We start from the raw sequence: 25,728 nt of genomic DNA, 5'->3' as shown, positions 1-25,728 counted from the left end.
ACAATGCAAGATCGAAAAAAGATCGTTGATCATATGTTCGATCTGTAATTTTATCCTTTATTTTCAGTTGTTTATTTGTGTTTTTTTCTTGGTTTACCTTAGTTCTCAACAGGGTGGATAAATAATATAAACAGAGTTATCCACAGAACGCTTGTGTCTAAGAACAAAAAATAACAACAAATTGATTATAACGAACACAACCGGGTGAACGGATACGGATCGACAACGTGGAATCCAACCAACAGACGTGGCATTCTTAACAGATAATTTCTGTACTTACTGGATACACAAACATTATGGCTCGTATTCCTGATAATCCATTGATTCTGATCGATGGCTCTTCTTACCTATATCGCGCGTTCCATGCTTACCCTGGCACAATGAGCAATGGTGATATCCCAACGAACGCCGTTTACGGTGTAGTTAACATGCTACGTAGCATGATGCGTCAATTTGCTTCTGATCGTATTGCGGTTATTTTTGATGCGAAAGGAAAGACGTTCCGTGATGACATGTACCCAGAGTACAAAGCAAACCGTCCACCAATGCCTGACGATCTTCGTTGCCAGATTGAACCTTTGCACAATGTGATTCGTGCGATGGGCTTACCACTTATCTCTATTCCCGGCGTTGAAGCGGATGACGTGATCGGTACGCTTGCTTCTCAAGCTTCTGCGATGGGTATGCCTGTGCTTATTAGTACTGGTGATAAAGATATGGCGCAGCTGGTTGATGACAACGTTACCCTGATCAACACCATGACTAACGTTGTGATGGATCGCGAAGGCGTTATTGAGAAGTTTGGTATTCCACCAGAGCTTATCATCGACTACCTTGCGCTGATGGGCGATAAAGTCGATAACATCCCAGGCGTTCCAGGTGTTGGTGACAAGACTGCGACAGCGTTGCTGCAAGGTATCGGTAGCATCGAAAAGCTTTACCAAAACCTTGATGATATCGCGGCGCTTGGTTTCCGTGGTTCAAAGACCATGGCTAAGAAGCTGATTGATAATAAAGACAACGCTGAGATGTCTTACGAGCTTGCAACGATCAAACTCGACGTCGAGCTAGAAGAGACACCTGAGTCGCTTGTAAAAGCACAACCAAACACGGATGAGCTGATTAAGCTATACGGTCAACTGGTCTTCAAATCTTGGTTGAACGAGCTACTTGAAGGCGGCAGCGGTGTGGTTGAGGCGGATGAGAAGTCGGGTGCAGTGCGCAGCAGCGCGGCATCAACTACATCTACTGTAGAAATGAATACCTCTGCAGTGACGATTGATCGCAGCAACTACGAAACCATCCTAGATGAAGCCTCTTTTAATGCGTGGCTAGAGAAACTGAAAGCGTCAGAGGTGTTTGCTTTTGATACAGAAACAGACAGCTTGGACTACATGGTGGCTAACCTTGTTGGTCTATCATTCGCAACCGAAGAAGGCGTTGCCGCTTACGTACCAGTTGCTCATGACTACTTAGATGCACCTCAACAACTCGATCGTGATTGGGTACTTGAACAACTTAAGCCGATTCTTGAAGATGACGCACAAGCTAAAGTCGGCCAAAACCTGAAATACGATATGAGCGTTTTAGCGCGCTACGGTATCGAGATGAAAGGCATCAAGCACGACACCATGCTAGCGTCTTACGTCTTCAATAGTGTTGGCGGCAAGCATGATATGGATAGCCTAGCGCTGCGCTTCCTACAGCACAGCTGCATCTCATTTGAGCAGATCGCAGGTAAAGGTAAGAAGCAGCTTACTTTCAATCAGATTGAGCTGGGTGAGGCGTCTCCATACGCTGCAGAAGATGCGGACGTAACACTGCGTCTTCATAACCGTTTAATGGAAAACATCGAGCAAGATGAAAAGCTAAAAGCGATTTATGAAGAGATCGAAGTACCACTGATTCCAGTAATGTCTCGTATTGAACGCACAGGTGTATTCATCGACGACATGTTACTAGGCGCTCAATCACAAGAGATTGCGGTTCGTCTTGATGAACTAGAGCAGAAAGCTTACGAGATTGCAGAGCAAGAGTTCAACATGAACTCGCCAAAACAGCTGCAAGCGATCCTTTTCGAAAAAATGGGTCTACCTGTTATTAAGAAAACGCCATCAGGCGCACCTTCAACCAATGAAGAAGTGCTGCAAGAACTGGCGCTTGATTACCCGCTGCCTAAGCTGATCATTGAGTATCGTGGCCTTGCAAAGTTGAAGTCTACGTACACAGATAAGCTGCCGAAGATGATCAACGCTGAAACCGGTCGTGTTCATACGTCTTACCACCAAGCGGTAACGGCGACGGGTCGTTTGTCTTCGACAGATCCAAACCTACAGAACATCCCAATTCGTAATGATGAAGGTCGTCGTATCCGCCAAGCATTCGTAGCACAGCATGGTTGGAAGATTCTAGCGGTCGATTACTCTCAAATTGAATTGCGTATCATGGCGCACCTATCGGGTGACAAAGCGCTTCTGGAAGCATTCCAACAAGGCAAAGATATCCACGCAGCAACCGCGGCTGAGATCATCGGCGTTAATATTGAGGATGTAACGACAGAACAACGTCGTCGTGCTAAGGCCGTTAACTTCGGTCTTATCTACGGCATGAGTGCCTTTGGTTTGGCTAAGCAACTGGGTATTCCTCGTGGCGAAGCACAGCACTACATGGATACGTACTTCGAGCGCTACCCTGGTGTGATGCAGTACATGGAAGACACACGCAGTGCCGCTTCAGAGCAGGGCTTCGTTGAAACCATTTACGGTCGTCGTTTACACCTTCCTGAAATTCAATCTCGTAATGGCATGCGTCGTAAAGCTGCTGAGCGTGCGGCGATCAACGCGCCAATGCAGGGTACAGCGGCAGACATCATCAAGAAAGCGATGCTATTGGTTGATGAATGGATCCAAGCGGAAGGTGATGGTCGAGTTAAGTTATTGATGCAAGTACACGATGAATTGGTATTTGAAGTGGAAGAGTCATCTTTAGCCGAAATTGAAAGTAAAGTACAAGAATTGATGGAATCAGCTGCAGAGCTAGAAGTACCGTTGGTTGCGGAAGCTGGCCACGGTGACAACTGGGATCAAGCCCACTAATCAGTTTTTGACCTTATTGAGCAAATTAGTATGAGCCAGTGCACAAACACTGGCTTTTTTTTGTCTCGAATAAAGTTGAATCGTGAAAAGGGTTTAGGTGTTTTAATAAAACATTCATGAAAAAAAACTACAAAAGTTGTTTTCATTTCTGAGCAATTGTTGTACATTAAATCTCGTAGGGTACAGAGGTAAGATGTTCTATCTTTCAGACCTTTTGTTTCACGTTATTGGATTAGGCTGATTCAGCCGCCCCAGTCAGCATTTGACTGGGGCGTTTTTTCTTGTGCGAAAGAAAAATATTTCCAACCTACTATTCCCCCGCAAATCCGCTTCTTTTTAGTGCCCTTTATTACTCTTTTTCTCACACTCTAGCTAACCCTCAATTTGTCCTAAATCTGGAATTTGATCAGCAATTGGTAATTTAAATCCACACTTAAATTGATTGTTTTATCATTTGAAATAACTTTTATTTTACAACTTGCTGGTAAAGGATTGATCGCTCGCGCCTTATTTATCAGAGCATTGAGTGGGTGAATGCTCAATGTAGTCCATGATTTCTTGCTGCTTCTCGGTGCTGTATTTCAGTGCTTCGGCAGTGACTTGGATAGATTGAGCCATAGAAGAGATATTGTTGGTCGCTTTAACCAAGGTTTGTTGCATAGGTTTGAGGATTAGCAGGTAAATAGCGGTCAGGGCGATAATAATCACACCGACAACGGCAACCAGCGCGATGATGACTTTGGTTTGGATATCGTCGAGCAGCGTTTGGCTTGTCTGTTTAAAGGCGACGCGTGATTGATCTAAGGCTTGTGGCAGTTGATTGAGCGAGGTCTTGGTCGTGTCTGCAAGCTTGTTGATGCTTTCAACCGTTTGATTGAGAGCCAGTTGTTGTTCGTCGCTGAGGTTAGGGTTATTGACGATGGCTTGCAAAGATTGCGATATCACCTCGAGTGACTCGCTTGCTTCCTGAGCGTACTTTTCCATACCGTCGAGGTCTAAGGTCATATCGACGTTGATCAGCGGTACTTCCTTGGGTTCTGCTTCAGAGGCGTGGCCTGTAACAGGTATCAGGATCATTGCTATTACGGCCAAGAGTGTTTTCCACATGAGTATTCCTTTCTCTATATTCTGTTTATCAAAGTCTGTTTTTAGTATGGTCCACTTCTGTTGCTTATAACGGGTTTATCTTTTTTTTTATCCTTAGTTTTTGAATTTAACCCGCTAATTTATAGGTAAAAAAATACCCCACCTATATAAGGCAGGGTATTGATAAGGTGCGATCACTTTATGATAGCGATCTAGTCCCTCTATATAGAGACTACTTTGAATCTTTGTGTTCTTCGTCTGCTAACTCATCGATAAGCTGGTCTGCAAGCGCTGGCGCGAACCACTCATCCATCTTGGAACGCAGTTGGTCAACGCCGATGCCTTTCATAGAAGAGAAGACATCAACTGCTACATCACCACCGAAAGATTTTGCATCGTTACGGATTTTCAGTAGCTGTGCTTTACGCGCGCCACTCTTCAGTTTGTCTGCTTTTGTTAACAAAACCTGTACTGGGATACGGCTATCGATAGCCCAGTAGATCATTTGTTGGTCAAGGTCTTTCATTGGGTGACGGATATCCATCAATACCACTAAACCTTTCAGGCTTTCACGTCGCTGTAGGTATTCACCTAACGACTTCTGCCACTTTTTCTTCATCTCAAGTGGTACTTGAGCGAAGCCATATCCAGGTAAATCGACGATATGACAACCGTCTGTTACCTTAAATAGGTTAATTAACTGAGTACGACCTGGTGTCTTACTGGTTTTCGCCAAGCTTTTTTGGTTTGTAACGCGATTTAACGCGCTAGATTTACCAGCATTGGAGCGTCCTGCAAACGCAATTTCGATCCCTTCGTCTTCTGGTAAATGACGAATATCAGGTGCACTGGTAATGAAATGCGTGTTTTGATAATGAATTTTTACGCTCACTGTTAACTCCATCTCGACTTTGTGTAGTCGATTGATTACTTTTTTGTGAATTTGTGTAAAATAACCGTGCTCGGCATAAGGTCGCCTATTGTACCATGAGTGGCAACATAGAGTGGTACTGGAAGCTTGATAATTATAATGGAATGTCATGAAGAAATTAGCGCTAATTTTGAGTCTTTTAGCCAGCTGCTCAGTATGGGCTCAAGGTAGTATTGAAGCTGGTAAAGCCAAATCACAAACATGTGTTGCCTGCCACGGTGCTGACGGCAACAGTCTGATCACTCAGTACCCTAAGCTGGCTGGTCAACATGAGAAGTACCTAGAGAAGCAGTTAAAAGAGCTTAAGCTAGGTATGACAAGTGGTGGTAAGCAAGGTCGTTACGAACCTGTAATGGGTGCAATGGCGATGCCTTTATCTGAAGAAGATATGGCAGACCTAGCGGCATACTACGCATCTCTACCTATCTCTAGTAACTCTACTCCTGAAAATGTAGTAGATGAAGGTAAGGTTCTTTACACGGCGGGTAACGCAGAACGCGGCCTAACGGCGTGTATTGCTTGTCACGGCCCTCGTGGTAACGGTACCGAACTTTCTGGTTTCCCTAAGATTTCTGGTCAACACGCAGATTACATCAAGGCTCAACTTGAAAAATTCCGCGATGGTAACCGTAATAACGACATGAATGCGATGATGCGTGATGTAGCTAAAAAGTTAACAGACGCAGAAATTGATACCTTATCGAAGTACGTTGGTGGTCTACACTAATTTGTCGGTTTCTTGCTCTTAGCCAGAGTGAAGAAATGTACGTTCGAGCGAGATTGAAGAGACGCCCCGATCAATTATGGTCGGGGCGTTTTCTTTTTGGCTAGTTTCTTTTGATTGCCACTAGTTATGAATCAATCGTTTATGTCTGATTTATCTATGTGTGATCAATTTGTGTTCGAAAGTGTGAACTCGCACTATTGTAGTCTTTTTGTAACACGGTAAAGTAACCGCCATCAGCTAGGAGCTGACTTAGATATGGATGATCATCTAGTCTAATGGTATAGACAGAAATGGATCAGGCTAGGACAGCCCAGCAACAAGGTGTTAGAAAAGGATAGCCAAAACTCATCAGGACGATGAACAACAAACAAATTTGGCATGGAAAGCACCAATAACAAATGGAGATTTGTGTACCAAGTTGAGTATGCAAATTTTGGCCGATATAGGCAGATTTAGAGAGCGATAGGTTTTCCTATCGCTTTTTTTATTGATTTGATGAAAAAACACCCAATACCTCTCCACTATAAACGCAGTTTCTGGTATGTTTCGCATCCCTGTTTAAGGATGTGCTATGTATACTTGTCCCTTATGCCATCACCAAGGCGTGAATCACTATTTTGAAGACAAACGCAGAGCCTATCTGCAGTGTCAGCAATGTGAACTGGTATTTGTTAAACCTGAACAAAGGTTAGAAGCAAAAGAAGAAAAAGCACACTATGATCTCCATGAGAACGATCCTAGTGATGCAGGCTATCGCCGTTTTTTATCTCGCATCGCGGATCCACTAACAGACAAAATTTCATCTAACTCACAAGGGTTGGATTTTGGTTGTGGCCCAGGCCCTACGCTATCTATCATGTTAGAAGAAGCCGGACACACCATGGAGTTGTACGATATCTATTACCACCCAGAGACTTCTGTGTTGGAAAAAACGTACGACTTTATGACTGCCACGGAGGTGATTGAACATCTTTATCACCCAGACAAAGTGTGGCAGCAATGGTTGAATTTAGTTAAACCCAAAGGCTGGATTGGTCTTATGACTAAGCTAGTAATAGACGTAGATGCGTTTGCTGGTTGGCACTACAAGAATGACCCGACTCATGTCGTCTTCTTTAGTCGTCAAACATTCCAGTTTTTGGCAGAGCGGGATAAGCTCGAACTAGAATTTTTTGGAAATGATGTAATTTTACTGAGGAAAGTGCAGTAATGGCTCGTAGTAAAAAATCAAGAAAGCCGGGAGCTCTTGGCGCTCCGGAACCTATGGTTACTCGTAACCGTAGCGAATCTGATGTTGAAGGTCGTGAACGTAAGCGTGTTAAAAAGCGTAAAGGCCTAAAATCTGGCAGCCGTCACTCAGATGGTAGCGAAGCAAAACAGCGTAAAGCTGCACAAGCTCGCGACCCTCGTTTAGGCAGCAAGAAAAAAATCCCGCTGATTATTGAACCAGCGAAGAAGCCAACGAAACAAGAGCGTAAGCTATCTAACGAACAAGAGTTAGAGATGCTTGAGAACGATGCTCAACTGAACACGCTGCTAGATCGCCTTGAAAATGGTGAAAACCTAGGTGCAGGTCTACAGAAGTTCGTTGACGAGAAACTTGATCGCATCGAACACCTAATGGGCCGCTTAGGTCTGTTAGAGCCAGAAGAAGACGAAGAAGAGATCTTCGAAGAAGCACCAGTTGCCTCTAAGAAGAAAGCAAGCTCTGACGAAGACTTGTTATCTCAATTCGAAGACTTCGACTTAGACAGCTTTAAAGGTTAATAGCCAATGAACGTAACCTTATTAGCAATTGCTGGTGGAATTATCATTCTCGGCTTGGGCTCTTACGCAGGTTACCTTCTACTTCAAGTGAAGAAGCAGACGGAGTTGCAAAAGCAGCATCAAGCACTAGCCATTGAGAAACGTAACGCGACGATTTACGACAACGTAAATACTTTGTGTCTAGCGGGCATTCAAGGGCAGTGTGATTTACCTGAGATCAGTATCCGAGTGTGTATCATCATGGATAACGTTCAGGGTGATGAGCGTGTCGATTTAGATTCTGAATATCCTGCTCTTTCTGAGCTGTACCACATCGTTAAAGATATGGCGCGCGGAGAGGAAAGACAGGAATTGACGAAGAAAGAACGCATGCAGCAGAATCTCACACGCCACAAGGCAGAGACTCGCTTGAACGATGCGGTTATCGAAGATTTGAAAAGGTTGCAGGAGAAGGTTAAACCTCTCAACAATCAAATCAATATTCAGATGATCTAGTCGCTAAGACTATTAATATAGAGGCTCGTTTAATACACGGTGTATTTAAGATTCATTATCTTTAATCCCGAGTGCTGAATGAGCCTTCTTACCTCTTGCACCCCTGTATTTCGGTGCATTGTTAGTGATCAAGCTAGCAGTTCTGAGTTTTTATCTGAAAAAAAGATTTTGTCTTGAAACGACCTTACAAGTCGTGTGGCAAAATAACCCGTCTATATTTTAATGTATGTAAAATGATTTGAGAGACCTTAGGTTCTCGCGGATCTAAATTGGAAGTACCGCTATGTCGAGCAAGCCAGTAACAACGAATCAGCAAATCGTTTGGGATCAAGAGATCTTAAACAAGTACAACTATTCGGGACCTCGTTACACCTCATACCCAACTGCGTTGGAGTTTCATGAAGCGTTTACCGTCGCTGATTACGACATGGCGTGTACGCAATACCCAGAGCGTCCACTCTCTCTTTACGTGCATATCCCGTTCTGCCATAAGCTTTGTTACTACTGTGGTTGTAATAAGGTGATTACTCGTCACTCGCACAAAGCGGATGAGTACCTTGATGTGATTGAACATGAAATCCGCCAGCGTGCGTCTCTGCTTAATGGTCGCGAAGTGACTCAACTGCACTTCGGTGGCGGTACACCAACCTTTTTGAGCAAGACTCAAATCACTCGTTTGATGATGATTCTGCGTGATGAGTTTAACTTCACGGCGGATGCTGAAATCAGTATCGAAGTAGACCCGCGTGAAATTGAGCTCGATGTGCTCGATCACCTACGTAACGAAGGCTTTAACCGCCTTAGTATCGGTGTTCAAGACTTCAATAAAGAAGTGCAGAAGCTGGTTAACCGTGAGCAAGATGAAGAGTTCATCATTGCGATGGTTCAACGTGCTAAAGAGCTAGGCTTCCGTTCGACTAACCTAGATTTGATCTACGGCCTGCCAAAGCAGACTCAAGCGCTATTCGCTGAAACACTGAAGCAAGTGCTTGAGATGAAGCCGGGGCGTTTATCGGTATTTAACTACGCACACATGCCACAACTGTTTGCGGCGCAGCGTAAGATTAAAGATGAAGACCTGCCGGAAGCAAAAGAGAAAATGGCTATCCTGCAAGATACTATCGAGACCCTAACGGGTGCAGGTTACCAGTTCATCGGTATGGACCACTTTGCTCTACCTGAAGACGAGCTCGCGGTTGCACAGCGCGAAGGCATCTTGCATCGTAACTTCCAAGGCTACACGACCCAAGGCGAAGCTGACCTAATTGGTTTTGGTGTTTCTGCTATCTCTATGGTGGGTGATGCTTACGCACAAAACCAAAAAGAGCTGAAGAAATACTACGCTCAGGTTAATGACCTGCGCCATGCACTGTGGAAAGGTGTGGCACTTGATAGTGATGACCTTTTACGTCGTGAAGTAATCAAGCAGCTGATCTGTAACTTTAAGCTTAATAAGACCATGATCGAATCTGAGTTCTCGGTTAACTTTAATCGTTACTTCAAGGAAGACTTAGAGCTTCTACAAACCTTCATTAACGATGAGTTAGTTGAAGTCGACGACAAAGAGATCCGCGTGACTCTGCGTGGTCGTTTGTTGATTCGTAACATCTGTATGTGTTTTGACAAATACTTACGCGCTAAGGCTCGCCAACAGCAATTCTCTCGCGTGATCTAATCGCTCGATTGAGAGTAGAGACATAAAAAAAAATGCCAGCATCATGCTGGCATTTTTGTATCTGTGGTTTGTTCGCTCGAACCTGTCAGCTTGCTTTAACTGATGCTCTCTTTGACCTCGGAACTCTGCTTGATTTTAGCACTCTGTTTAGCATTGCTTAGATCGGTTGGCCATTGGTCAAAAGGCACTGGACGACTGTATAAGAACCCTTGTGCTTGCGGGCATTGCAGCTGCTTAAGTAGGTCTGCTTGCTGCTGAGTTTCAACGCCTTCGGCGACTAAGCTGACTTTGAAGCCTTTGGTAATATTGACGATGGCTGCAACAATCGAGCTGTCTAGATTTTCTTTGTCTAACTTACTTACAAAGCTGCGATCAATCTTCAAGCAATCAAATGGCAGCTTATGCAGGTAGGCCAGTGACGAATAACCAGTACCGAAATCATCAATGGCAATTGAGATCCCCAATGCTTTGAGAGTCAGCATGTTTTCGATGATGGTTGGGTCATTATCAATGATGCGTGACTCAGTGATTTCCAGCGTAAGGTTTTTGGCTGGTAACTTCGTATCACTCAGGGTGTTTTTCACTAAACCAATAAACCCACTCTCACTGAGCTGGTCGACAGATAAGTTAACGTGAATCGAGAAATCTTCGCTCCATTTTCCTGACTCAATCGCAATTGCCGTATCTCGACAAGACTTGTGCAAGATCTGCTTACCAATGTCGTAGATAAGTCCGGTTTCTTCTGCCAGTGGGATGAATTCCAGTGGTGAGATAATGCCTTCGTCGGTGACCCAACGAGCCAGAGCTTCAGCGCCTATAGTGGTGCCTGATTCTAGGTCGACGATTGGTTGATAGAAGGGTTCAAATTGCTGCAGCTCAATCGCTTTGTTCAGTCGAGCCAGCATCTTAGTGCGGTGTCGAGAGGCGTTGCCCATCTCAGGACTATAGATGCTGACGCGTGTTTTATCTTGTTTGGCATTGCTGAGTGCAATGCTGCTGTTACGAAGCCACGACGTAATATTTTGATCGTTTGATACCTGCACAACACCAATCGAAACCTTGACCACGACACTTTCAGGTTCCATCGCAAACGGTGAAGCAAAGGTCTGAACCAAACGATTAGCAAGCAGTTGAACGTCTTCCTCTTGGGTGACGTTGGGTGCGTATATCGCGAACTCATCACCGCCTGTGCGCGCCAATAGGTAATCCGATGGTAGCGTGCCTCTCAAGCGAGCGGCAGAGATGATAAGCAGTTGGTCGCCATTGTAGTGACCTAGGCTGTCATTGATGTCTCGGAAGCGATCGATACCAACCAAGTACAGCGTGCCTTTTTCGGTTGCTGCGTTTTTCTGTGCTGCATCGATAAAGCCTTCTCGGCTGTAGAGTTTGGTCAGCGAGTCATAGGTCAGTTGTGACTGTAATTGCTTGAATGACGCTTTCAGGTTGTTGGCCATTTCGTTGAAGGCCTCTACCAACATACTGGTCTCGTAGATATTGCCTGACTTCGGCATACTGCTGTCCCAATCACCTTTGGCAAGACGTTTTGCGGCATCTGCGGTGGAGGTGATGGGTTGGGTGACGCGATTAAAGGCAATTAATCCTGCAATGACACCTACGCAACTCAGTGCTAGCCCGAGCAACCAGCTGTTTCTTTGATTTTCTGGTAACTCACCGAGCAGATTACTTTCAGGGATCGACACTCCAATAAACCACGTGAGGCCGTGTTCATCTTCGTAAGGGGTGATTTGGTTGAAGTAGCGTTCGTCGTCTAGGCGAAAGCTAAAGTGCTGCTCGCCCAAATTATCGATTAAGTGGAATTGGTCTACGTAACTGGCACTCTCACGTATGACGGGGTTAGCACTCTCTGTTGCTAGTAAGCGTTGGCCTTTATGTGTCTTCCCCGTGCCCCAAGAGACAACACTGCCACCGCCGGAGTGTGCGACTAAGCGTTGCTGCTTATCGATGATGTAGACAGAAGCATCGGTCTTGTCTTTTAGGTTCTTCAGGAATGCATTAAAGGTATTGATCTTGATGTCGCTGACGATGACCGCTTTAAACTCATTGTCGGAATAGATAGGGGCGAGGGCAGAAAGAGTAATCTCTTGGCGTTCATCCGCATTGGCATAGATTGGCGACCATACTGCTTTTTTCTCATTAACTACCGGGGTGTACCAAGGGCGGACTCTCGGATCGTAACCTGAAATGACCGAGCGAATGTCTTCACTAATCTTGCTGCCACGGTAAATGACGAGTTGATCATTGGTGCGCTCGTCTTGCACCATCAAGGTGTAGCCTTTGTTGGCTTCTTTACGAAAACCCACATAGTTACCATCTTCAGAACCAAAACCGATCACATCGAGTTGAGGTACAGCTGTGTAATGGTCTGAAAACGTATAAAAAATATAGTCTTGGACCTTGCTGAGGTTGCCCGCTTGATAAAGATGGTGGTAGCCGATGTTATGGCTGAGGGAGAGGTTTGCGTGAAATGGCTTTTCTAAAAAATTAGACAGGCTTTGATGAACATTGTCAGTCAGTGATGTTAGTTGTCGTGTACTAACATCACTCACCATCTCTTTGTAGCTTTGCTTTTGAGTGAAAACCATTACGCCCATAGTGAACAGAAAAATCATCACGAAGGGCAGAACCACTGCGGTTCTCAATGTAATTTGGGTTTTCAAAGACATCTTTAGCTACAATTTTGGTGAATAGTGTACTGTAATTGTACCGACACTACTCAAACCAAGCGACACTTTTTGGGTTAAAAAGTAGCTGCATCGAGAATCATATAAGGTCTAGTACAGTTCTTTAAGCTTGCGAGTTAGGGTATTTCTTCCCCATCCCAAAACTTTAGCTGCATCCTGTTTATGGCCATTAGTATGGTTGAGTGCAGCCTCTAGCAGTATACGTTCAAACTCTGGCAGAGCATAAGCTAGTAGCTCCTTTTCTCCTGAATCAAGCGCACATTTTGCCCAATTCGCAAGCAGTTGCTGCCAGTTATCTCCAGTACCGGAAGTGGTTGCCACTTTCTCTTCCAGTAGCTCAGGTGGTAAGTCCGAAGGAAGTATCTCGCTGCCACTCGCCATTACGGTCAACCAACGACAAATGTTCTCAAGCTGACGCACGTTACCTGGCCAATTTAGCTGGTTTAGCTTCATTATGGTCTCAGGATGCAGTGTTTTCACTTCAACACCGAGTTCTTCTGCTGCTGATGCCAAGAAGTGATGAGTCAGCTTTTCGATGTCCTGTTTACGCTCGCGCAGTGCAGGGATGTGAATTCGGATTACATTGAGTCGGTGGAACAAATCCTCACGGAAATCGCCTTCATGCACTAAGCGTTCAAGGTCTTGGTGGGTTGCCGCCACGATACGCACATCAACCTTAACCGCAGAATGACCACCGACACGATAAAATTGGCCATCAGAAAGAACACGTAATAAGCGAGTCTGAATATCGAGTGGCATGTCACCGATCTCATCAAGAAACAGTGTGCCGCCGTTAGCTTGTTCGAAGCGTCCTTGGCGAACGCTGTTGGCTCCGGTAAAGGCACCTTTCTCGTGACCAAATAGCTCTGATTCAATCAGATCTTTGGGAATAGCTGCCATGTTGAGGGCGATAAAGGGCTTTTTTGCTCTTGGGCTATGGCGATGTAAGGCATGGGCTACTAACTCTTTACCAGTACCTGATTCACCATTAATGAGCACGGAAATGGATGAGCGAGACAAGCGACCAATAGCGCGGAAAACTTCCTGCATCGCCGGAGCTTCGCCGATGATCTCGGGTGCGTTGGTCTCTTCGGTAACTTCGCTGGCTTGTTCGCGCTTTTGTTCTTGGCTGTGTGCGATCGCTCGCTCTACTAGCGTGAGTGTCTCATCGATATCAAACGGCTTTGGCAGGTATTCGAAGGCACCTTTTTGGTAAGCATTTACTGCAGCATCAAGGTCGGAGTGTGCCGTCATGATGATCACTGGCAGATCGGGAGAGCGTTGATGTACTTGATGCAACAGCTCAATCCCGTCAATACCAGGCATGCGAATGTCAGACACTAATACGTCTGGTGTTTCGCGCTCAAGAGCAAGCAACACGCTCTCTGCATCAGCAAATGTTTCGCACTTTATATCCGCAGATGAAAGTGTTTTCTCTACTACCCAGCGGATAGAGCTGTCGTCATCGACGACCCAAACGTATCCCTTACTCATAATTCAATTCCTTTGCAGCCAAATCTATTGTGATAATCATTGTTGTTTTTATTGTTCGTATTCTTCGTTGCCATGAAGCTTGCTTTCTGGTTGAGAAGTGTCGCTTCGTTTATATCGGCAAATAAATTGTGAATGTGGTGTTACCTGGCCAGCTCTCAACATCAATTTTTCCGTTGTGCTGATCGATCAGGTTTTGAGATATCGATAAACCTAAACCTGTGCCACCCTCTCGTCCGCTTACCATTGGGTAAAACAGCGTGTCTTTTAATTCGTCGGGGATGCCCGGGCCGTTATCGCTGATCTCAATTCGAGCAGCGAGTTTGTGCCGCTGCCCATGAATGTTGGCTTGATGCACCGTTCTGGTGCGAATGGTAATTTTCCCAGATTCCTGAGTCTTTAGAATCTGAGCCGCATTACTCACGATATTGAGCATGGCTTGTTCAACTTGCGCAGAATCCATCAAAATCGCAGGTAAGCTTGGGTCGTAATCTCGTTCGATAGCGAGTGTCGAGCCTGATTCGAGCTCAACCAACTGCCTTACTTTTTCTAGAATCTGGTGAAGGTTCTCTTCTGACTTAGTTCCCGGCTTTTGCGGGCCAAGTAGGCGATCGACTAAAGCGCGTAAGCGATCGGCTTGCTCAATAATGATCTGGGTGTACTCATTCAGCGACTGATCAGGGAGCATCTTTCCAAGCAGTTGCGCAGCACCTCTTAAACCACCCAATGGGTTCTTAATTTCATGGGCTAATCCACGCACCAGCAGCTTAGCCGCTTGTTGTTGTGCGTGTTGGTTAAGCTCTTGGCTGAGTCTTCTTTGTTGGTCTATCTTGCGCATCTCAACCAATAGCAGAGTCTCACGTTGCCACGAGATTGGGCTAACCGTTACCTCAAGCATCAGAGGACGGTTATCAACAACAAAGGTCACGTCGCTGTCGGTAATGCTTTGGCCACTTTGTAGCGGTTGGGTCAGCAGTGCCAAATCAAGAGAAGCATGTTGGATAAGCTGACTCAGTGGATGATCAACAATGCGTCGTGCACTTTGTGAAAAGAGTTGCTCAGCCGCCGGATTGGCGTATCGCACATAGAGTTGCTCATCGAGCATCAATGTCGAAGTCACCATATTGTCGAGAATGGCGCTGGAAAGATGATGTGTATCTATGCTGTCGCTTTTGGCTGATCGATTCACTATGTCGTCCTTGAACTGGTGTTTTCTCACTGCACCAAATTGGTGCGTAACTAAGTTCAAGTATGGCGCATATCAACCAGAAGCTAAAGATAATTCATTAGAGTTGCTGAAAGCTGCTTCGATTAGGTGAAAAGTAGAGGTAATTCAGTCTCTTTTAACACATTGGCCTACTTGAGCGTCGCTCGATGTAAATACACGGTGACTGGACTAGTAGATGCAATAAGCTTGCCGCTTCTATGTGCTTGAATTGCAATGGTGTGAGTACCTCGATCGATCCCTTTTAATTCCCAGTTAGGTTGGGTTTGAGGAGCCCCGTAACGACGACCATCGAGCATCAATTGCAACTGCTCCCCAATACCGAGTTTGCGGTTAAGCTCGATTTGAATTGGAATTAAGCCACGGTTGCTACGGATGGTTTGATCATGAACGGGTGTCAGCATGGTGAGTGTTAACTGAGCCGGTGCCTCGTGTTCTGTGGTTTCGGTTTGTGGCTGAGCTTGAGCGGACGTTGCTGTTGAAGCTGCAGCATCAACGGGAGTCGAGGCCTCAAATTTCGGGGCGGGTGCTGATGCTTGTACATCAGGCAGGCGAAGAGACTTAGCACTTTGATCGGTCGGTGTGTCACTAAAGTGGAGTACGTCATCCTCATCAACCCAGGTATATACCGTTTGAGCAGAACACGAGAACGCGACTGTTAACCCGATTAGGAACAGTATGTTTTTCATATCTTTAGCCTCTTTCCACCCTTGGGTGGTTTCACGTTTGGCATTGGTTTTGATTTTGTTGTATTTAGCGCGACAGCCTCTGAGGGCTTTTGTCTATTATCTAAGGCATGGTACGAAGAAGGAGGGGTTGGGAGAATATAAAAAAGGCCCGCCTGCGAGGCGAGCCTAATATTTAGTTAGCGATTCTTACAAGGTTGCAGTAAGAAATGGCTTATCTCTACCTGAGATTAAACTGAGTAGTACAGTTCAAACTCAAGTGGGTGTGTAGCCATGTTCACGCGTTGTACGTCGTCAGATTTCAGAGCGATGTAAGAATCGATGAAGTCGTCAGAGAATACGCCGCCAGCTGTTAGGAACTCACGGTCTTCGCTAAGCGCTGCTAGAGCTTCTTGTAGAGATTCTGCAACTGTTGGGATTTCAGCTGCTTCTTCTGCAGGAAGGTCGTATAGATCTTTATCCATAGCTTCGCCTGGGTGAATCTTGTTCTTGATGCCGTCAAGGCCAGCCATAAGCATTGCTGAGTAGCATAGGTATGGGTTAGCTGCTGGGTCACCAAAACGTAGCTCGATACGACGTGCTTTAGGGCTTGGTACTACTGGGATACGGATAGAAGCAGAACGGTTACGTGCTGAGTAAGCAAGCATTACAGGTGCTTCGAAACCAGGTACAAGACGCTTGTACGAGTTAGTTGATGGGTTAGCAAATGCGTTGATTGCACGAGCGTGTTTGATTACACCACCGATGTAGTAAAGCGCCATTTCAGATAGGCCGCCGTACTTATCACCAGCAAACAGGTTAACGCCGTCTTTTGCTAGAGATTGGTGAACGTGCATACCAGAACCGTTATCACCAACTAGTGGCTTAGGCATGAATGTCGCTGTTTTACCAAATGCGTGAGCAACGTTGTGTACAACGTACTTGTAGATTTGAGTTTCATCAGCTTTTGCTGTTAGCGTGTTGAAGCGAGTAGCTATTTCGTTTTGACCCGCAGTTGCTACTTCATGGTGGTGAGCTTCAACTACTAGGCCCATCTCTTCCATTACTAGACACATTGCTGAGCGGATGTCTTGAGATGAATCTACAGGAGCTACTGGGAAGTAACCGCCTTTAACGCCAGGACGGTGACCTTTGTTACCGCCTTCGAAGTCAGTACCTGTGTTCCAAGCTGCTTCTACGTCGTCGATCTTGAAGAAAGAACCAGACATGTCGTTTGAGAACTTAACGTCATCAAATAGGAAGAATTCTGGCTCTGGACCAACTAGAACTGTGTCTGCGATACCTGTAGAACGTAGGTACTCTTCAGAACGTTTAGCGATAGAGCGTGGGTCACGGTCGTAGCCTTGCATTGTCGCAGGCTCAAGAATGTCACAACGGATGTTTAGCGTTGCGTCTTCTGTGAATGGGTCCAGTACAGCTGATGCTGCGTCTGGCATCATTACCATGTCAGATTCGTTAATGCCTTTCCAACCAGCTACTGAAGAGCCGTCAAACATTTTGCCTTCTTCGAAGAAGTCTGCATCAACTTGGTGAGAAGGAATAGAGATATGCTGCTCTTTACCTTTTGTATCAGTAAAACGTAAGTCGATAAATTTAACTTCGTTCTCTTGGATCAGGGATAGTACATTTTCTACTGACATCTTGGATAACCTCCAGTGTTATTAATTCGGTATTAGCTCGATTCGGTTGAAACTAGCATTGATTAATGTCTATAAGTGCATTAATCGATGCTGATTTATCTAAAGCCAAAAACGTGCCAAAAAAATTATTCCATTAATTTCAATAATTTAACTGTTTTTAAGTTTTGCTTAATCTACTTTTTGCACCAAAATGATCTCTGACTGCACCTTGTTGGTGCAATTGTTTGTCTGTGCACCAATATGAGACAATAAGCGAACACCATTCAGCAATGAATTGCCTAAGTTGTCAATCCACTTTTGTCATTTTGCCGGAGATTTGGCTTGTGACTCGCGCGTGGTGCTTTTTTAGAATCCTACGAATCGAGCTACCTAACACTGTACTGAATCAAAGTTAAGAGGATATGAATCGCTAACTAAGAAAAAAGCCTTGGTTCAGATCACATATTTCTAGGTTTTTGTCTAGAATCTGGTATATTATTGACCGTTTTTTAAATCAAGCTAGCGGTTATTATCCAAACTTTTGAGATAAGTGACGGCTACTTTTATGAGTGAATCGAGAATCCATGTCTACTCCACAGATTGATAAGTTAAGAAATATCGCGATCATCGCGCACGTTGACCACGGTAAAACGACTTTGGTTGATAAACTGCTACAACAGTCAGGCACTCTTGAGTCTCGTGGTGAAGCTGAAGAGCGTGTCATGGATTCGAATGACATCGAAAAAGAGCGTGGCATTACCATTCTTGCTAAGAACACAGCAATCAACTGGAATGATTACCGCATCAACATCGTAGATACTCCGGGACACGCGGACTTCGGTGGTGAAGTTGAGCGTATCATGTCTATGGTTGACTCTGTTCTGCTTATCGTTGACGCAGTTGACGGCCCAATGCCTCAAACTCGTTTCGTAACGCAAAAAGCATTCGCACACGGTCTTAAGCCAATCGTTGTAATCAACAAGATTGACCGCCCAGGCGCTCGTCCTGATTGGGTTATGGATCAAGTATTCGACCTTTTCGACAACCTAGGTGCTACTGATGAGCAACTAGACTTCACAGTTGTTTACGCTTCAGCTCTAAACGGTTGGGCAACAATGGAAGAAGGCGAAACTGGTACAGACATGGAACCATTGTTCCAAGCTGTTGTTGATACAGTAGACGCGCCTGCAGTTGACCTTGACGGTCCTCTACAAATGCAAATTTCGCAACTTGATTACAGCTCTTACGTAGGTGTTATCGGTGTTGCTCGTGTTACTCGTGGTTCTGTTAAGCCAAACCAACAAGTAACTATCGTTGGTTCTGACGGTAAGAAGCGTAACGGTAAAGTAGGTACAGTTCTTGGTTACCTAGGTCTTGACCGTCACGAAGTTGAGCAAGCTAACGCTGGCGACATCATTGCAATCACTGGTCTTGGTGAGCTGAAGATTTCAGACACTATCTGTGACCAAAACAATGTTGAAGCAATGACTCCGCTTTCTGTTGACGAACCAACAGTAACAATGACGTTCCAAGTAAACACTTCTCCGTTCGCGGGTAAAGAAGGTAAGTTCGTTACTTCACGTAACATCCTTGAGCGTCTAGAAAAAGAACTAGTACACAACGTTGCACTACGTGTTGAAGAAACTGATAACCCAGATCGCTTCCGTGTTTCAGGTCGTGGTGAACTTCACCTATCTATCCTGATCGAAAACATGCGTCGTGAAGGCTTTGAGCTAGCGGTATCTCGTCCAGAAGTTATCATCAAGAAAGACGAAGATGGCAACTTAACTGAACCGTTTGAAACTGTGACTATCGACGTGCTTGAAGAGCACCAAGGTGGCATCATGGAAAACATCGGTCTACGTAAAGGTGAGCTAACTGATATGTCTCCAGATGGCAAAGGCCGTGTTCGCATGGACTTCATGATGCCTTCTCGTGGTCTTATCGGTTTCCAAACTGAGTTCCTAACTCTAACGTCTGGTTCTGGTCTTCTTTACCACTCATTTGATCACTACGGTCCTCACAAAGGCGGCGTAATCGGTCAACGTAACAACGGTGTTCTAATTTCGAACGCAACTGGTAAAGCTCTGACTTACGCACTATTCAACCTACAAGAACGTGGTCGTCTATTTGCTGAGCACGCGGATGAAGTATACGAAGGTCAAATCATCGGTATTCACAACCGTTCAAACGACCTAACAGTAAACTGTCTGAAAGGTAAGCAGCTAACGAACGTTCGTGCATCAGGTACTGATGAAGCACAGGTTCTTTCGCCACCTATCCGTCACACTCTAGAGCAAGCTCTTGAGTTCATCGACGAAGACGAACTAGTAGAAGTAACGCCAGAAAGCATTCGTATCCGTAAGAAGCTTCTTACTGAAAACGAACGTAAGCGCGCAGCACGTCCAGCTAAAGCTTAATTGCCAGCTGACAGCTTCTAGCTAAGTAAAATAAGAAAGCCCCGAGTAGCCTAGCTGCTCGGGGCTTTTGTTTTATATGGCATTAAGATAGATACGGGTAAACGAGATGCGAGATTCGAAGAGCGCGTTCCATACCTATTCATCGAATCGTCATTCCAGAATCGAGGAACGAGATACCTGGAATCTAGCTTTTGATTCCCAGGCGACTTTCAACGAATTGCACTCGCTCTGCTACCGACATAAATGGCACTTCAACCACCTCATAACCTAGTTCTTGATAGACGCTGACTAGAGCGTGGTGAATCTCTAATGCTTCTTCAAAGGGATAAGGACGCACATCATCTTGAACATAAATCGAAGCCTCTGGGCGGCAGAATAATACTTGTGAGCGATAGCCTTGGCTTGCTTCTCGGTAAGTCGCATCTATATCTAGTTTCGCCTGAGCTAAATATCCGCAGATGTCTGGAATAGCTCGATCGAGGAACGCAATTGGGTGCTGACTGGCTTGCTCTTTCTGTTCGCTCATCACACCTAAACAAAGCTGAGCAAAGCCCGGAAGATCTAACCAAGGCAAGATACCGTTTTCAAGTTGACTCTGCTTCTCTATTAACTGACGAGAGGATTCTGCGAAGGTTGGGTAACCCGCATCTCCCAAGGCATTAATTAGTGTGGTCTTTCCGGCGCCTGGGCCGCCAGTAATAATGATTGGGTTCATACGGGCTTATCTAATACGTTTCTACTGATGTTATTTCTGGTTCAGCTGAGCTAGGAATTTATCCGATTCGGCGATGGCAGCATTCATCTGCTTAATCGCGTAGGCGATGTCTTTTTCTAAGCTCATGAATTCGCCTTGCAGTGAACCAACCGCGCTCGCATTGAGGTTATGCTTTAAGTAAAGCGTGTTGTCGCGAAGGGTATTGAGCACGGGATCCATCTTCTTCTCGGCACGCTTCATAGCCGACAACATAGTTTTGTAAGAGGATTGAGTCTCGCGAAGCTTTTGCTCGCTTGAGCGACGCAGTGAGTCACTAGTGTAGAGGTCTAACTCACCCTGCCACTCTTCAAACAACGCATCCGACACATCTTCAATTGCAGCAATACGATCACTGACATTTTGAGCGGCTTTTTCGCTGTCTTGGTATTTGTCGTTAATTTGGTTGTACATGTCTTCTAGGTCGCCACCACTGAAGTTAGTTAGGCTACTAAGTGCTTCAAGTGCGCTGGTAAACTCTTCCTGAGCATCCTGTTGTGACTCTTTCGCGTCTTCTACTCTGTCGACCATGATGTCACGTTTGTGGTAACCCACTTGCTCCATTGCGGAGTAATAAGCTGACTGGCATCCAGTAAGAGTAAAAATAGAGAGGACTATAACTATTAAATAAGGCATCCTAGTTTCCTATAGTTAAGTGACGGAACATTAATTAGGACTATGAACGAGTTACAAGGGAGTTACAAGTTGAAGATAAAAAAGGTCGGCACACTCAGCATTCATTTTTCCCGCTATCTTTTGGCGCGAATGACGCATGATAGAGTCAACGTGAATGCGGGTTACTTGGCGTACATTACTTTGCTCTCGATCGTACCGATGTTGACGGTTCTGCTCTCTATTTTATCGTCATTCTCCATCTTTGCTGATGTCGGCATCGTGATTCAAAACTTCGTTATTACCAACTTTGTTCCAGCGTCAGGGGATGCGGTGCATGGTGCCTTGCTCGAGTTTGTGGCTAACACGGGCAAGATGACGGCGGTCGGTAGTGTGTTCTTATTCGTTGCTGCACTGATGCTGATCTCGAATATTGATAAGAACCTAAACTACATCTGGCGAGTAACGGAAAAGCGACGTGCGGTGTTGTCTTTTTCCATGTACTGGATGGTGCTCACGCTCGGGCCTATTTTGGTGGGGGCGAGTATTGCCGTCACCTCTTATGTTACTTCCTTAAGTTTGTTGCAACATGATATTGTCTCTGATGCATTTAATACGGTCATTCGGAAGCTTCCTTTGATTCTCTCTTTCTTTGCGTTCTTTGGTTTGTATCTGTTGGTTCCCAACAAAAAGATACATTTTTCTCACGCAGCGGCAGGCTCTCTGGTTGCGGCTCTACTGTTTGAACTCAGTAAGAAAGGTTTTGCAGCCTACATTACTCAATTCCCTTCTTACCAGTTGATTTATGGCGCATTAGCGGCGATTCCGATTCTTTTCGTCTGGGTGTATTTGTGTTGGTTGATCGTGTTGGTTGGTGCTGAGGTGACGGCAGCGCTCGGTGAGCAGGAACAGTGGAGTGACACGCAAGAAATGGTACACTCTTCGGATAACGACAAAATCACAGAGCAAGGAAACAACAGTGATAGCACTGATCCAGAGAGTAAGTGAAGCTGCCGTCCGTGTTGATGGCGAAGTAGTTGGTGAGATTGAGCAAGGCTTATTAGTTCTTTTAGGCGTAGAAAAAGGTGACGACGAAGCCAAAGCTAAACGTTTGATGGAACGAGTGACCACTTATCGTGTCTTTGGAGATGAAGACGATAAAATGAACCTCAACGTGAAGCAGGTCGAAGGTAAGGTACTTGTGGTATCTCAATTCACTCTGCCGGCCGATACCAAGAAAGGCACTCGAGCAGGCTTTTCTCGCGGCGCTCACCCAGAAGATGCAGAACGTCTTTACAACTATTTCTCTGACCAATGTGAATCAGTGTTGCCAACGGAACGTGGCCGATTCGCAGCCGACATGAAAGTGTCATTGGTCAATGATGGCCCAGTAACATTCTGGCTGCAGGTTTAGGCTTAAAGGAATAAGCATGTTTAAACTCATAACTCCAACCACCGAAAATCAACTGAACAAGTACTACCATTTTCGCTGGCAGATGTTGCGCGAGCCATGGCGAATGCCTGTAGGTTCCGAGCGTGATGAATATGATGGCATGAGTCACCATCGCATGATTGTCGATGGTCGAGGTCGCCCGATGGCGATCGGCCGTCTTTATATTACTCCCGATCTCGAAGGTCAGATCCGCTACATGGCGGTTAAGAACTCTCGTCGCAGCAAAGGCATGGGCTCACTGATTTTGGTCGCGCTAGAGTCACTGGCTCGCCAAGAAGGTGCCAAGCGCTTAGTGTGTAATGCACGCGAAGATGCGATCTCATTCTACGAGAAGAATGATTTTGAACGTCGTGGTGAGATTAATGACCAACGCGGCCCTGTGCGTCACCAACAGATGGTTAAGCATCTTGACCCAATGGCAGACGTACTGCGCAAACCTGAATGGTGTAATGAGCTGCAGCAGCGCTGGGAGCATCAGATCCCTATCAGCGACAAGATGGGCATCAAGATTAACCAATACACGGGTTACCAATTTGAGTGTAGTGCTCAACTGAATCCAAACCTGAACCCACACAACACCATGTTTGCAGGTTCAGCTTTTACGTTGGCAACCTTAACGGGCTGGGGTATGACATGGCTACTGATGAAAGAGCGCGGCCTAACCGGCGATATCGTTCTCGCAGACAGTAATATTCGTTATCGCCATCCGGTCGAGCAAAACCCTGTCGCCTCTACTTCTTTAGACGGTATCAGTGGTGACTTGGACCGCCTGGCGTCAGGAAGGAAGGCTCGTATTATTATTCACGTGACCATTCATAGTGGCGATGTGGAAGCGGTAGAGTTTACCGGAACCTATATGCTGATCCCTGACTACAAGAAAATACTATCGACTGATAGTAAGGTGAGTGAATAACGTTACTATTGCCTGATGAACGATTGCTTGTAGATTGAGTTATTGATTGAAAGCGCTACTCCTCGTGAGTGGCGCTTTTTTGTAGGCAGTCATTAATCTCTGAATATTCGGCCTGGTCGAGCTTTCCTGAGATTTTATGGCATGGGTCTGACAGAGTAATAGAAAGCGTGTGTAGTTCGGTTTTTAATAAGTCGAGCTCTCCCGTTACCTCACCATTTAACGTTTGAACCCTTTGCGAACCTTCTTCAGCCGCGGATGCACCAATAATGTGCATTGGTTCGAGTGTGAAACGGCCACGGTCAAAATTCGCATTGAGCTCTGGGATCTCGAAGACGTTATCGGTTGAGGTTTCAGAAAGCGTGTCGTTAAAGGTCATCACGCCTTGGCGAACGCTACCAGTGAGTTGACCTGTGGTTGAATAGCCAAGCATCAGTGAATCACCATACAAACCGGCTGCTTGAAGTTCGAATTCGCCATAACCGGTTGCATCAAGCGGTAATTCCAGTTGTTGTAGCATTGGCGAGATAGGCAAGCCATCGGCAGATATATCTATACTCCACGGCTTGCTGATTTGGTTAAAGTCGAGTGTTGCATTGGCTTCAACATAACCATTCTTTAATGGCATAAACAGGCGTGTCAGCGTCCACTTTCCTTGTTCGCTATTCATTTCAACCACCGGTTGAGCGCTGAGGATACTTTGGTAGCTGGCATCGTTGGCGCTGGCCATCAATTTGCCTTGCCATAAACCTAGCTTTCTATCTTGCAGCAGTTGAACTTGGTGCCCTTCGACATGCAGCCCTGATACCTGCCAGTAAGGTTTATCTGCAAGCTGGATGAGTTGGGTGCGTTCTACATTAAGTTGGTCTATTGAGGCTTGTTGAAGCTCTGTAAGCCAAGGTATTAAGCGTGCGGCGGGTTGGTGATTATCTTGGTCTTCGGTAATCCATTTGATGCCTTGAATATCAAGCTGTGCCAAATCAATGGCGTCAGGGGTAACTTTGCCATTTAATTGAATACTGCCTTGCAGGAATTGTGTATAGAAGTCTTCAATCAGAATTTGTTTGGACTCTAGGTTCAGCTTGAGGCTTGGGTCGATGAATTGATCATTGTCCAAGGTGACGCCTTCAGCTTGCAGAGAGAAAATGGCTTTTTGTTGCTTCCACAGTTCAAAAGGCAATTGGATATTTTCTAGTGAGGCATCAAAGGCTGCAAGGTGACCATCTTTCCACTCTATGTCGCTACGCAGAATATCTAAGCTGTTGATGTGGTTGATCTGAATACCTGCCACACCCCATTCTTTGTTCAATAGACTTTGAGTTTGTTCTTCATTTAATCGCAAACCATCAATCGTCACATTCACCAATGACCAACCTTGCTGATACTGCTCTGCTTGCCCAGAAATTTTGGCACCACGCCAATCAAACGAAGCGCCATAAAGGGTGCTGTCACTTGGCTTTAGGTCTAGGTCAATCAACAGGTTATCGAAGGCTTCGCCTTGCCAATATAACTGCGAGGCTGAAAGTTGGGTTTTGCCATAAGGCAGCAGTGAGTTTTGGTTATCCCACACGGGTTCGGCGATCTGAAGGTCAATGCCTCGTGCATTAAAGTCTGGAGTTGAGAAATCTAGATTATTGATGGCTAGCTGGCGGAGCTTGAGGTTTGGTCGAGTGAATAACTGTTTGAATGTGTCTAGATCGTCGGCTTCTAACTGTAGCCCGCTGATCAATACAGAGTCCAAAACCAGCTTAGCTTCAAGAACAGAGTCTGGACTGAACCAGATATCGATCTTGTCGATATACAGAGGGGAGTGTTTTTCAGATTGGCTTTGGGTGATGCCCATCAAGGTGATGTGATAAGGCGCCTGATACTCAACATCTTCAATGAGCACAGGTTGTTCAATCGTATGTTTAATAAAAAAGTTAGCAACATCGGCGCGGTATTGAGTTTGTAGGCTTAATAGCAACGCTGCGATAATCGCAACGGCGATAGCCAACACAATGCCGAACATCATGAATACCTTTTTCATTCCCTGAAAGCCTTAAATCTCAATAGTCTTAAAACAGAGTGGAACAAAAAGGGT

Annotated in this window: 20 protein-coding genes; 10 read left to right on the top strand and 10 right to left on the bottom strand. The window is 45.4% G+C overall.

Annotated features, from left to right (window positions below; all coding sequences use genetic code 11):
* Positions 1-296: 296 nt before the first annotated feature.
* Complete coding sequence (polA, locus tag L1D22_RS06855; RefSeq protein WP_239829165.1) at positions 297-3,095, top strand: DNA polymerase I; 2,799 nt, start codon at positions 297-299, stop codon at positions 3,093-3,095.
* A gap of 507 nt (positions 3,096-3,602) precedes the next feature.
* On the opposite strand, the gene L1D22_RS06850 is transcribed toward polA, so the two are convergent.
* Together L1D22_RS06850 and yihA are read right to left on the bottom strand one after the other, a co-directional pair.
* A complete protein-coding gene (locus tag L1D22_RS06850) occupies positions 3,603-4,202 on the bottom strand; it encodes a GTP-binding protein (RefSeq protein ID WP_239829164.1) in 600 nt (199 codons plus the stop codon).
* 211 nt (positions 4,203-4,413) lie between these two features.
* Positions 4,414-5,073, bottom strand: a complete 660-nt coding sequence (gene yihA / locus L1D22_RS06845; protein ID WP_239829163.1) for a ribosome biogenesis GTP-binding protein YihA/YsxC — start codon at positions 5,071-5,073, stop codon at positions 4,414-4,416.
* A 148-nt stretch (positions 5,074-5,221) separates the two neighbouring features.
* Here yihA and L1D22_RS06840 point away from each other — a divergent pair, with 148 nt between their 5' ends.
* The 5 genes from L1D22_RS06840 (at position 5,222) to hemN (ending at position 9,776) form a co-directional block, all read left to right on the top strand.
* Positions 5,222-5,839 (top strand): c-type cytochrome, encoded by a 618-nt coding sequence (locus tag L1D22_RS06840; RefSeq protein ID WP_017631971.1) that lies wholly within the window; start codon positions 5,222-5,224, stop codon positions 5,837-5,839.
* Between the two features lie 571 nt (positions 5,840-6,410).
* Positions 6,411-7,049: a class I SAM-dependent methyltransferase gene (locus tag L1D22_RS06835; RefSeq protein ID WP_086711605.1), complete on the top strand. Its 639-nt coding sequence runs from the start codon at positions 6,411-6,413 to the stop codon at positions 7,047-7,049.
* On the top strand, positions 7,049-7,606 hold the full coding sequence (gene yihI, locus L1D22_RS06830; RefSeq protein WP_176680687.1) for a Der GTPase-activating protein YihI: 558 nt from the start codon (positions 7,049-7,051) through the stop codon (positions 7,604-7,606). Before L1D22_RS06835 ends, yihI begins: the two co-directional genes overlap by 1 nt.
* A gap of 6 nt (positions 7,607-7,612) precedes the next feature.
* A complete protein-coding gene (locus L1D22_RS06825; RefSeq protein WP_017631968.1) occupies positions 7,613-8,101 on the top strand; it encodes a DUF2489 domain-containing protein in 489 nt (162 codons plus the stop codon).
* Between the two features lie 283 nt (positions 8,102-8,384).
* A complete protein-coding gene (gene hemN, locus L1D22_RS06820) occupies positions 8,385-9,776 on the top strand; it encodes an oxygen-independent coproporphyrinogen III oxidase (protein ID WP_239829162.1) in 1,392 nt (463 codons plus the stop codon).
* A gap of 95 nt (positions 9,777-9,871) precedes the next feature.
* Here the strand turns inward: hemN and L1D22_RS06815 are convergent, their stop codons facing one another.
* The 5 genes from L1D22_RS06815 to glnA form a co-directional block, all read right to left on the bottom strand.
* A complete protein-coding gene (locus L1D22_RS06815; RefSeq protein WP_239829161.1) occupies positions 9,872-12,460 on the bottom strand; it encodes an EAL domain-containing protein in 2,589 nt (862 codons plus the stop codon).
* A 108-nt stretch (positions 12,461-12,568) separates the two neighbouring features.
* Positions 12,569-13,972 (bottom strand): nitrogen regulation protein NR(I), encoded by a 1,404-nt coding sequence (gene glnG, locus L1D22_RS06810; protein WP_239829160.1) that lies wholly within the window; start codon positions 13,970-13,972, stop codon positions 12,569-12,571.
* 109 nt (positions 13,973-14,081) lie between these two features.
* Entirely contained in the window at positions 14,082-15,158 is a 1,077-nt protein-coding gene (glnL, locus tag L1D22_RS06805; RefSeq protein ID WP_017095622.1) for a nitrogen regulation protein NR(II), read from the bottom strand.
* A gap of 167 nt (positions 15,159-15,325) precedes the next feature.
* Positions 15,326-15,883 carry a DUF4124 domain-containing protein gene (locus L1D22_RS06800; protein ID WP_239829159.1) on the bottom strand — a complete coding sequence of 186 codons (558 nt, stop codon included), beginning with the start codon at positions 15,881-15,883 and terminating at the stop codon, positions 15,326-15,328.
* A 227-nt stretch (positions 15,884-16,110) separates the two neighbouring features.
* A complete protein-coding gene (gene glnA, locus L1D22_RS06795) occupies positions 16,111-17,520 on the bottom strand; it encodes a glutamate--ammonia ligase (RefSeq protein WP_017631962.1) in 1,410 nt (469 codons plus the stop codon).
* A gap of 563 nt (positions 17,521-18,083) precedes the next feature.
* Between glnA and typA the strand changes: the two genes are divergently transcribed.
* A complete protein-coding gene (gene typA, locus L1D22_RS06790; RefSeq protein ID WP_086711625.1) occupies positions 18,084-19,919 on the top strand; it encodes a translational GTPase TypA in 1,836 nt (611 codons plus the stop codon).
* 184 nt (positions 19,920-20,103) lie between these two features.
* Here typA and L1D22_RS06785 read toward each other — a convergent pair whose 3' ends face one another.
* Both L1D22_RS06785 and L1D22_RS06780 read right to left on the bottom strand, forming a co-directional pair.
* Positions 20,104-20,634, bottom strand: coding sequence for an AAA family ATPase (locus tag L1D22_RS06785; RefSeq protein ID WP_239829158.1), 531 nt, complete (start codon positions 20,632-20,634; stop codon positions 20,104-20,106).
* Between the two features lie 30 nt (positions 20,635-20,664).
* Positions 20,665-21,306: a DUF2959 domain-containing protein gene (locus L1D22_RS06780; protein ID WP_061039846.1), complete on the bottom strand. Its 642-nt coding sequence runs from the start codon at positions 21,304-21,306 to the stop codon at positions 20,665-20,667.
* 42 nt (positions 21,307-21,348) lie between these two features.
* Here L1D22_RS06780 and L1D22_RS06775 point away from each other — a divergent pair, with 42 nt between their 5' ends.
* Genes L1D22_RS06775 through L1D22_RS06765 form a run of 3 tightly spaced genes read left to right on the top strand, consistent with a single transcriptional unit; the run spans position 21,349 to position 23,648 of the window.
* Positions 21,349-22,290 (top strand): virulence factor BrkB family protein, encoded by a 942-nt coding sequence (locus L1D22_RS06775; protein WP_239829157.1) that lies wholly within the window; start codon positions 21,349-21,351, stop codon positions 22,288-22,290.
* The gene (dtd, locus tag L1D22_RS06770; RefSeq protein WP_004735590.1) at positions 22,262-22,696 is read left to right on the top strand and encodes a D-aminoacyl-tRNA deacylase; all 435 of its coding nucleotides are present in this window, start codon (positions 22,262-22,264) and stop codon (positions 22,694-22,696) included. Before L1D22_RS06775 ends, dtd begins: the two co-directional genes overlap by 29 nt.
* A 16-nt stretch (positions 22,697-22,712) precedes the next feature.
* Positions 22,713-23,648 carry a bifunctional GNAT family N-acetyltransferase/hotdog fold thioesterase gene (locus tag L1D22_RS06765; protein ID WP_017633229.1) on the top strand — a complete coding sequence of 312 codons (936 nt, stop codon included), beginning with the start codon at positions 22,713-22,715 and terminating at the stop codon, positions 23,646-23,648.
* 55 nt (positions 23,649-23,703) lie between these two features.
* On the opposite strand, the gene L1D22_RS06760 is transcribed toward L1D22_RS06765, so the two are convergent.
* Positions 23,704-25,674, bottom strand: a complete 1,971-nt coding sequence (locus L1D22_RS06760; RefSeq protein ID WP_239829156.1) for an AsmA family protein — start codon at positions 25,672-25,674, stop codon at positions 23,704-23,706.
* Positions 25,675-25,728 lie beyond the last annotated feature (54 nt).

Source organism: Vibrio sp. Isolate34, from assembly GCF_022397915.1.
Taxonomy (GTDB): Bacteria; Pseudomonadota; Gammaproteobacteria; order Enterobacterales; family Vibrionaceae; genus Vibrio.
The sequence above is the reverse complement of the archived record's forward strand: the minus strand, read 5'-3'. Positions and strand labels throughout refer to the sequence as shown.